This is a genomic window from Bradyrhizobium sp., from assembly GCF_035701725.1.
GTDB lineage: Bacteria > Pseudomonadota > Alphaproteobacteria > Rhizobiales > Xanthobacteraceae > Bradyrhizobium.
The window spans coordinates 1-9,543 of record NZ_DASSRP010000180.1 but is presented as its reverse complement, the minus strand read 5'-3'; the positions used below and the strand labels follow the sequence as shown (position 1 = coordinate 9,543).

The following is a 9,543-nucleotide window of genomic DNA, read 5'->3' as shown; positions in this document are numbered from 1 at the left end:
AGCCCTGCGTTTGGGCGAGTTCCGGGTTGAATTGAGGGGATAGGACAATGCGGGGTCGGATTTGCAGTCTTGTGTTGGTGGGGTTTGCGGCGCTCGCGCTTTCGCTCCGACCTGAGCCCGCCAGGGCGCAATCCCGCGCCGAGACATTGCGCTATGTCACCGGCGCGTCCGTCAACACGCTTGATCCGAACGTGCCGGGCTCGACCCGCGAAGCGTTCGCGGTGAGCCTCTCCACCTACGACCGGCTGGTGTCGTTCGGCCGCAAGCAGCTCAACGGCAAATGGGTGTTCGATCTCGACAAGATATCAGGCGAACTCGCCGAGTCCTGGGACGCCAGCCCCGACGGGCTGAAGCTCACTTTCCATCTGCGCAAGGACGCGAGATTCCAGGACGGCACCCCGGTGACCGCGGAAGACGTCAAATGGTCGCTCGACCGCGTTGTGACCGCGCCCGTGCTCGGCAAGGCGCAACTGTTGACGGGATCGATGACCAGCGCCGACCAGTTCAAGGTGATCGATCCGCTGACGTTCGAGGTCACGCTGCCGAAGCCCGACAAGCTGGCGCTCCCCAATCTTGCGACCATCTATCCGATCATCATCAATTCGAAACTCGCGAAAGCCAATGCGACCGCTGACGATCCCTGGGCGATCGGCTGGCTGAAAGAACACACCGCCGGCAGCGGCGCCTATGTCATCGAGAGCTTCAAGCCGGGCGAGCAGGTGATCATGAAGCGCAACGAGGCCTGGAATCGCGGCACGCCGGAGAAGGCCGCGTTCTTCAAGCGGGTCATCGTGCAGACCGTGCCGGAGCCGGCGACACGCGCCAATCTGGTCGAACGCGGCGATGCCGACATCACCGTCGATCTGCAAGCCAATGACGTGCAGTCGCTCGAAGCCAAGGGCACGCTCAAGGTGATCTCGACGCCGCAATATAATGCCGTCACCTTCATCTCCATGAACAACACGATTCCGCCGTTCGACAATATCAACGTGCGCCGCGCGGTCGCCTTTGCGCTGCCCTATGACGACATGTTCAAGGCCGCCTTGTTCGGCCGCGGCACGCCGCTGTTCAATGCCGAGTGGAAAGACGGCAAGCCGACCACCAGCGCGTTTCCGTTCCCGCAGCCGGTCAGGCTCGATCTCGACAAGGCAAAAGACTATCTGAAGGCTGCCGGCATGCCGGACGGCTTTTCGACGACGTTCAGCTTCAACGTCGGCCAGGCCTCGACCGCGGAGCCGATGGCGGCGCTGGTCAAGGAATCGCTCGCCAAGATCGGCATCAAGGTCGAGATCCAGAAATTGCCGGATGCACAGATGTCGACGCAGATCAACGAAAAGAAGCTGCCGTTCTTCACCGAAGGCATCGTCGCCTGGCTGCCATCGACCGACTATTTCTACCGCAACTTCTATACCGGCAATCAGCGCTGGAACTACGCCAGCATCGATAACCCCGAACTCACGGCGCTTGCCCAGCAGGCCCGTTTCGAGCCTGACAAGGCGAAATACGACGAGGAGAGTCTGAAGCTGAATGCCATCCATGTCGCGGTCATGCCGCAGATTGCGCTCTGGCAGCCGAGCCAGGATGCGGTGATGGCGAAATCGCTCGACGGCTACACCTATCAGTTCCACCGCCAGGTCGATTACCGCGACCTCAGCCGCAAGTAACTGCGACCGGCGATGAAAAGCCTTGGCGCAACGATGGTGCGGGCGGCGCGGCGGTTTGCGTCGTCGCTGCCGGCGCTGTTCGGCGTGCTGGTTTTTACCTTTCTCCTGATGCGGGTGCTGCCCGGCGATCCCGCGGTGTTCTTTGCATCGGGACCCAATGCCGGCAAGGAAGAGATCGAGACGATCCGCAGGCAGATGGGGCTCGATAAACCCATTCCCGAACAATTGGTGCATTACCTCTACGATGTCGGCCGCGGAAATCTCGGCAAGTCGCTGATGACGGGACAGTCGGTTACGACCGATTTGCGCGAGCGCCTGCCGGCCTCCCTTGAGTTGACGCTGACCGCGCTGCTGATCGCGTTGCTGTTGGCGGTCCCGCTCGGCGTGATCGCCGCCCTGCGGCCCGGCTCGATCATCGATCACGGCGTGCGGCTGTTTTGCGCGCTCGGGGTCTGCGTGCCGACCTTCGTGTCGGGGCTGCTCCTGATCTACGTTTTCTATTATTTGCTGGGGCTTGCGCCCGATCCGACCGGCCGCATCGACGTCTTCACGTCGCTGCCGCCGCAGCGAACCGGCTTTCTGACCATCGACTTCCTGTTGGCCGGCGATCTCGATGGCTGGTGGGTGGCGTTTCGCCAGCTGATCCTGCCGGCGGTGACCATGGCGCTGTTCGTGATTGCGCCGCTGGCGCGGATCACCCGCGCCTCGATGCTGGTGTCGCTGGGCAGCGATTTCGTGCGCACCGCGCGCTCGGTCGGATTGTCGTGGTGGCGCATTGTCGTCACCTATGCTTTGCGAAACGCCATCCTGCCCGTCATCACCATTGCCGGCATCGTGTTCTCGACCATGCTCGGCGCCAATGTGCTGGTGGAGAAGGTCTACTCCTGGCCCGGCGTCGCGTCTTACGCGCTCGACGCGCTGCTGTCGTCCGATTACGCGCCGGTGCAGGGCTTCGTGCTCTTGATGGCGAGCATCTTTGTCGTGGTCAATCTTTTGGTCGATGTTCTCTATGGCATCGCCGATCCGAGGGTTTCGATTTGAAATCTGGCGAGCACTAGGATGACGAGCGCGACCTTGCGTCACACGGTCTGGATCCTGCGGGGCAATCCGCTGACCGCGGTTGCGGCGGCAGGCGTTTTGCTCCTGCTGCTGATTGCGATTCTCGGTCCATCGATCGTGCCTTACGATCCGATTGCCTCCAGTGTGTCGGAAGCCCTGTTGCCGCCGAGCCGGCTGCATTTGGCCGGCACCGATCAGCTTGGCCGCGACACGTTCAGCCGGCTCTTGGTCGCAACCCGGCTCGATCTCGTCATCGCAGTCTCGGCTGTCGGTATTTCCTTCGTGCTCGGCGCCATTATCGGCGCGTTCTGCGGCTATGCCGGCGGGCGGCTCGACCGTTCGGTCGGCCGCTTCGTCGACGTCATGATGGCCTTTCCGCTGTTCGTGCTCGCCATGGCGATGGTGGCGGCACTCGGCAACCGGGTCGAGAACATTGTCATCGCCACCGCGATCATCAACCTGCCGTTCTACATCCGCTTTGCCCGCGCCGAGGTCAATGTCCGCCGCAACGTCGGCTGGGTCGAGGCCGCGCGAGCGAGCGGCGAAAGCCATGCCTCGGTCGTACTGCGCTTTCTGTTGCCGAATGTCTTGCCGGCAATGGCGGTGCAGATGTCGCTCAATCTCGGCTGGGCGATTCTCAACGCCGCCGGGCTCTCCTTCATCGGCCTTGGCGTCAGGCCGCCGACGCCGGAATGGGGCATCATGGTCGCTGAAGGCGCGCGGTTCATTTCGACCGGCAAATGGTGGCTGGTCGCCTTTCCCGGTCTTGCGTTGATGCTCGCGGTACTATGTTTCAACCTGCTGGGTGACGGGCTGCGGGACATTCTCGATCCCCGAATGCGGACATGACCGAGCCGCTGCTTCAGATCGAGGATCTTCACGTCACGTTCTCGACCAGGCAGGGCCTCGTCGAGGCGGTGCGCGGCGTCACGCTATCGCTCGAGCCTGGCGAAATGCTCGGCCTCGTCGGTGAGAGCGGCTCCGGAAAATCCGTCACGGGCTTTGCGACCACGCGGCTGCTCGATGCCGCCGGGCGGGTGACGAAAGGGCGGATTCTCTACCGCGGGCAGGACGTCACTAAAATTCCTGACAGCGATTTTCGCGCGCTTCACGGCGCGGCGATGTCGATGATCTTCCAGAATCCGCGCGCGGCGCTCAATCCGATCCGCAGCGTCGGCCTTCAGATCGCGGACGCAATCCTCAGCCACAAGCGGATGTCGAAGCAAGCGGCGGCCGAGGAAGCGCTGAAGCTTCTGCGCGCGGTGCGGATTCGCGATCCGGAAAGGCGGATGTCGGCCTATCCGCACGAGCTGTCCGGCGGCATGTGCCAGCGCGTGATGATCGCGATCGCGATCTCCTGCAATCCGATGCTGCTGATCGCCGACGAGCCGACCACAGGCCTCGACGTGACCACGCAAAAGGTAGTGATGGATTTGCTGGCCGGCATCGCCGCCGAGCGCGGCATGGCGACGATCCTGATCACGCACGATCTTGGGCTCGCGGCGCAATATTGCCGGCGCGTCGTGGTGATGGAGAAGGGGCGTCTGGTCGAGGAGGCGGCGCCGGAGACGCTGTTTCATCAACCGCAGCACGCATATACCAAGCGGCTGGTTGCGGCCTCGCCGACCGCCTCCTCGCGGATTGAGGACCTCGTGACCGAGGAAGAGCGCGGCGCCTATCTTGCGGCTCTCGCGGCGAGCCAGCCGCAGCCGGAACCGCCGTCGGGCACGCCGCCGCTGCTCGATGTCCGAAATCTCACCAAACGCTACGATCAGGGCACGCCGGCGGTCTCGGATTTCTCGATGACCATGAAGGCCGGCGAGAGCGTCGGGCTGGTCGGTGAATCAGGCTCAGGCAAGACCACGACCTCACGCATGATCTGCCGGCTGATCGACGCCAGCGAGGGCGAGATCCTGTTCGATGGCGAATCGATCGGACACCTGCCGGCGCGGGACTTTCATCGCTCGCCACATCGCAAAGACATTCAGATCGTTTTTCAGGACCCCAACGAAAGCCTCAATCCGCGGTTCACGGCATTCGACTGCGTTGCTCATCCGCTATTGCGGCTCTCGGGAATGCGGCCCGGCAGCGGCTTGCGGCAACGGGTCGAGGAGTGTGCGGTGCGCGTCGGCTTGCCGGTCGAACTGTTGTCGCGTTTCCCGCATCAGCTCTCGGGCGGCCAGAAAGCCCGGGTCGGCATCGCGCGCGCGATCGCCTGCCGGCCGCGCCTTCTGGTGCTGGATGAACCGACCGCGGCGCTCGACGTTTCGGTCCAGGCCGTCGTGTTGCAACTATTGGACCGGCTGCGGCGCGAGGACCACCTTGCCTTGCTCTTCGTCAGCCACGATCTCAACGTGGTCCGCATGATGTGCGACAAGACCATCGTCTTGCGCAATGGCAGCATCGTCGAGGCCGGCGAGAGCCGGGCCCTGTTCGAACAGCCACAGACCGACTATACCCGTGCGCTGGTCGACGCCGTTCCGCATCTGCGCAACGAACAGGCGCCAAAAGCCGTCGAGGGACAACTCACATGACTTTTGCGCTCGACCATATCGTGATCAACACCCTGTTCGATATGGATCGGGCGGCGGCGTTGATGTCGCAGCTCGGCTTCACCGTGACGCCGCGCGGCTATCATTCGCTCGGCTCGATCAATCACCTGATGATGTTCGAGAACGATTATCTCGAACTGATCGGCCTGCCGACGGGAACCGACAGACTGCGCCAGGATGTGCTGGAAAGTCCGCGCGGTCTGAACGGGGTGGTGTTCAAGGTCGGCGATGCCGATGCGAGTCAGCACATCCTGCGCGACTGCGGCCTTGCGATGCTGGAGCCGCAAAGCTTTTCCCGGCCGGTGACCATCGACGGCGTCGAGCATCTGGCGCGCTTCCGCACGGTTCGCGCCGCGCCGGAACAGTTCGCGGCGGGCCGCGTCTACTACTGTCAGCATGATACGCCCGAGCTGGTCTGGTATCGCCCGTGGCTGGCGCATCCCAATGGTGTCAGGGGCCTGAGCGAGCTTGTGATCGTGACCTCGAATGCCGAGATCGATGTTCCCCGTTATGCCAAAGCGGCACAATCATCGCCCACGCGACAAGGCGATGACTGGATCGTGGCGTTGCCCGGAGGGTTCCGTCTCACCCTGATGTCGCCTGCGCGTTATCGCGCGCGCTACGGCGAACTTTGCGTCGAGGCGAATGGCCGCAGCAGCTTCTTTGGCGCCACCGTCTTGGACGCCCCTGAACCTGCGCGCATCGGCGATCTCGCTTCGTCGGTCCCGGATATTCGCGTCGGCGCCGGGCAGGGCACGTTACGGGTGCTCGTTCCCTTCCTCAATACGTTGCTCGAATTTCGCGGATAACCTCAGGCGGCCGCAGGGTCACCGTCACCGAGCGTTTCCCAGATCGCACTGGTGTAAGCGGTGAAGGCAGGGTCGGTGCGAAGCGCGCGCAGATTGCGCGGCCGCGGCAGGTCGATCCGGTGTTCCGCGACGATGCGGCCGGGACGCGGCGAGAACACCACCACGCGGTCGGCAAGCGCGACGGCTTCTTCGATGTCATGCGTGACGAACAGGATGCTGCGCCGTTCGGTTTCCCAGATGCGGAGCAGTTCGCGCCCCATCGCCACCTTGGTCTGGAAATCGAGCGCGCCGAATGGCTCGTCCATCAGCATCACGGCAGGCTGATAGGCGAGCATTCGGCCAAGCGAGACGCGATGGCGCATGCCGCCGGAAAGCTGCGCCGGATAGGCATCGTGGAATTCGGATAGCCGGAGCAGCGCCAACAGATCGGTGATCCGAGACGGCCGCTGAGGGCTGGGGACGCCCGCAAGCTCGAGCCCGACCTCGATATTGCCGCGCACGGTGAGCCAGGGCAGCAGCGTGTCGCGCTGGAACATGAAGCCGATATGCTCGGGTGGATCGTTCACCTGCTTGCCGTCCACCGCGATGGTTCCGCTCTCGGCGGCGTTGAGGCCGGCGATGGCGCGCAGAACCGTCGACTTGCCGCAGCCAGAGGGCCCGACCAGAACCACGAATTCGGCGCGCTCCACCGCCAGGCTGACCCGATCGACCGCGAGCAGGCGGCCGCGCGGCGACGCATAGGCGATCGAAACGTTGTCGAGCAGGATGCGCGGCACGCCGGCCGCCGCCTTCACCTCGTCGCGGGACGCCAATGCAACACCTGTCGTTCGATGAGGAAGATGATCTGGTTGGCGATCATCGCCACCAGCATCAATACCAGGAGCCCGGTGAACACACCGGTCGTATCGAGCTGGCCGCCGGCGCGAAGCACATACCAGCCAAGCCCGCGATTGGCGCCGATCAGTTCGCCGACCACCGCGCCGACCAGCGACAGGCCGACGCCGATCCGCAATGACGCCAGCAGCCACGGAACGATCGAAGGTATCGTCACCTTGCGCAGGATGTAGGATTTTGGCGCGCGCATGGTTCGCATCAGATCGACCATATCGGGATCGACGGTGCGAATGCCCTCGGTGACGTTGAGAATGAAGACGAACACCACCATGGAGAAAGACATCATGACCTTGGCGAGCAGGCTGATGCCGAACCACAGGATGAACATCGGCGCGAGCGCCACGCGCGGCAGACCATAAAGGCCCATCACGAAGGGGTCGACGATCTCCGCGGCGCGGCGATATTTTGCCAGCGCAATGCCGATTGGCGTGCCGGCAAGCGCGCCGAGCAGCAGGCCGAGCGAGGCCTCCGAAACCGTGGCATCCAGATGCCGCCAGATCTCGCCGCTCGCAAATAGCGCCAGGAGCCGCTGACCGATCAGGCTTGGCCGGCTGCTCCAGAACTCGTTGTAGAAGCGTCCGGCGGAGAACTCCCAGATCAGGAGCAGCGCGACGATCAGACCCGCACGCCAGAGCCAGATCGAAAGGCCGCGCCCGGAAACGACCGCCTTGTCGGGTCCCGGGCCTCCGGGCGGGATCATCTCATCGGAGGCAACGGGCTCGGTCATCGGATCAATCCATCACGGCAGATAGCGCAGGGCGACGACGTCCGAATAGGAAAGTTCCTTCACCGTCGGGTCTGCGATCCGCAGCATTTCGAGCGCGGTCTTGAACCCGGCCTCCTGCGCGCGGCCGTCATGCGAGAGGCTTCGCTCGGTGGCATCGCGCGCAACGGCGGTCACCAGCTCGGCCGACAGCGCCGGAAAGCGCTCATGAACAGCGGTTTCGACGACCTTCGGATCGCTCTGGATGAGCTTTTCCGCCTTGACGATCGCGCGCGCCACGGCGTGAGCCGTCGCGTCATTTGATTTGAGCCAGCTCCCCACCGCGATCAGGTCGAGCGCCATGTAATCGAGATCGCGAAAATCGGCGACGAACTTGTACTTGCCGGTCGCCATATAGGCTTGAACGTCGGGCGTGGTGAACATGCCGGCGACGACCGAGCCGCGTTCGATCGCCGCCCGCATCGAGGCACCGGTGCCGGCGGCGATGATCTCATAGTCGCTGTCCGGGTTGAGGCCGAGCTTTCGGATCATGAAGCGCAGCGTGTTGTCGGTCAGGCTGCCGGGTGAGGTGATCCCGACCGCCTTGCCGCGCAGGCTGGCGAGATCGGAGGCTGTTGCACCTGTGGGCGCGAGCAGCGAATAGGGGTGCTTGTCGAGCAGCGCCACCAAGACCGCGCCGCCGAGCCCGCGGCTCGCGAGCCGCATCGCATGGTCCCCAGCGCAGACGCAGAGATCGATACCGCCACCGGCCAGCGCCTGCACGGCCGGTCCGCCGCCGTCGAAATCGATGATTTCCGCGTTGATGCCCTCGGCCTCAAACAGCTTCTGCTGAATAGCGACGACGACCGGAATGGAGGCGATCGAGACCTGCGCCGATCCGATTTTCAGCGCAGTCGCCGCCAGCAGGTTTTCTGCCGTCAGGGGCAACGCGGCGAATGCGCCAACAATGAGCGCGGCGAAACGAACTTGGAATGAGGTGGCCCGTTTCATGTGCGCTTCCTGTCTCAATTCGGCAGCTTGGCCGCAAAAGGCGAATGGCGAAGGCAGAGGCAGCCTTTCGGGTCCTGCCACAGCCGCTCTTTTTCGTGCAGCAGACCGATTGCGCGGGCGACGGCGTTGAACTCGTAAGCCGAAAAGCGTTCCGCGATATCGGTGAAATAGAGCGGGGTCTTCTCGATGACGGCCGCAATCTCCTCGGCAAGCTTGCTGATGGTCTCGGGCGATGCCTTTTCGGCCTCGCGGTCGGCCTTGCCGCCGACATAGTCGGCAATCCTGGCGGTGTCGGCATAGGCATAAGTGATGCGCTGATACCGCTCTTTCGGAATGCCTTCCGAGATCGTGGCGTCGATGCCGACCTTGGCGGTGGTCGGCACCTGGCCATGCGGGGTCGGCGGCAGCGACGGGTCGAGCGGCTTGCCGCGGGCATTGCTGACGATCAGGATATCGCGGTCGCCTTGCACGCGGGTGGCGATCGCCCATTCGACCTCGACCGGGTTGAACACGTCGATGTCGTCATCGACCACCACCACATGCTTGATGTCCATGACCGACAGCGCCGCCAGCAGCGCGTTCTTGCCGTCGCCGGGCTGTTTCCTGATCGAGATCACCGCATGCCAGAACGTAACGCCGCCCATCGTCATATTGATATCCTTGACGACGACGCCGGCGGTGCGCAGCGCCTGCCGGATCGCGGCATAGCGGGTCGGCGCCATCAGCCAGGTATTTTCCCAGGGCATGTGCAGTGCGTAGTAGATCGCATCGCGGCGCATCGACACCGACGTGATGCGCACGATCGGATTCCAGTGCAGTCCGCCCATCAGCCAGGTGAATTCGCCGAAGCG

8 protein-coding genes and 1 pseudogene are annotated in these 9,543 nt (G+C 63.7%); 5 read left to right on the top strand and 4 right to left on the bottom strand.

The genetic code is table 11. From position 1 onward, the window contains the following. The first annotated feature begins 47 nt into the window (after positions 1-47). The 5 genes from VFL62_RS10795 to VFL62_RS10775 are packed head-to-tail and all read left to right on the top strand — an operon-like array spanning position 48 to position 6,084. Positions 48-1,664, top strand: a complete 1,617-nt coding sequence (locus VFL62_RS10795) for an ABC transporter substrate-binding protein (protein ID WP_325172365.1) — start codon at positions 48-50, stop codon at positions 1,662-1,664. A 12-nt stretch (positions 1,665-1,676) separates the two neighbouring features. Then, positions 1,677-2,705 (top strand): ABC transporter permease, encoded by a 1,029-nt coding sequence (locus tag VFL62_RS10790; protein ID WP_325172364.1) that lies wholly within the window; start codon positions 1,677-1,679, stop codon positions 2,703-2,705. 18 nt (positions 2,706-2,723) lie between these two features. Continuing rightward, a complete protein-coding gene (locus VFL62_RS10785; protein ID WP_325172363.1) occupies positions 2,724-3,572 on the top strand; it encodes an ABC transporter permease in 849 nt (282 codons plus the stop codon). Continuing rightward, the gene (locus VFL62_RS10780; RefSeq protein WP_325172362.1) at positions 3,569-5,257 is read left to right on the top strand and encodes an ABC transporter ATP-binding protein; all 1,689 of its coding nucleotides are present in this window, start codon (positions 3,569-3,571) and stop codon (positions 5,255-5,257) included. Before VFL62_RS10785 ends, VFL62_RS10780 begins: the two co-directional genes overlap by 4 nt. Then, positions 5,254-6,084, top strand: a complete 831-nt coding sequence (locus VFL62_RS10775; RefSeq protein ID WP_325172361.1) for a VOC family protein — start codon at positions 5,254-5,256, stop codon at positions 6,082-6,084. Before VFL62_RS10780 ends, VFL62_RS10775 begins: the two co-directional genes overlap by 4 nt. 2 nt (positions 6,085-6,086) lie before the next feature. Here VFL62_RS10775 and VFL62_RS10770 read toward each other — a convergent pair whose 3' ends face one another. From VFL62_RS10770 to VFL62_RS10755, 4 genes and pseudogenes are all read right to left on the bottom strand, one after another. Next, positions 6,087-6,896, bottom strand: a complete 810-nt coding sequence (locus VFL62_RS10770) for an ABC transporter ATP-binding protein (RefSeq protein ID WP_325172360.1) — start codon at positions 6,894-6,896, stop codon at positions 6,087-6,089. Beyond that, a complete protein-coding gene (locus tag VFL62_RS10765; protein ID WP_325172359.1) occupies positions 6,875-7,705 on the bottom strand; it encodes an ABC transporter permease in 831 nt (276 codons plus the stop codon). Before VFL62_RS10765 ends, VFL62_RS10770 begins: the two co-directional genes overlap by 22 nt. A 12-nt stretch (positions 7,706-7,717) precedes the next feature. Beyond that, positions 7,718-8,692 (bottom strand): ABC transporter substrate-binding protein, encoded by a 975-nt coding sequence (locus VFL62_RS10760; RefSeq protein ID WP_325172358.1) that lies wholly within the window; start codon positions 8,690-8,692, stop codon positions 7,718-7,720. A 14-nt stretch (positions 8,693-8,706) separates the two neighbouring features. Then, positions 8,707-9,543, bottom strand: a pseudogene (locus tag VFL62_RS10755) (hypothetical protein); the annotation flags it as partial.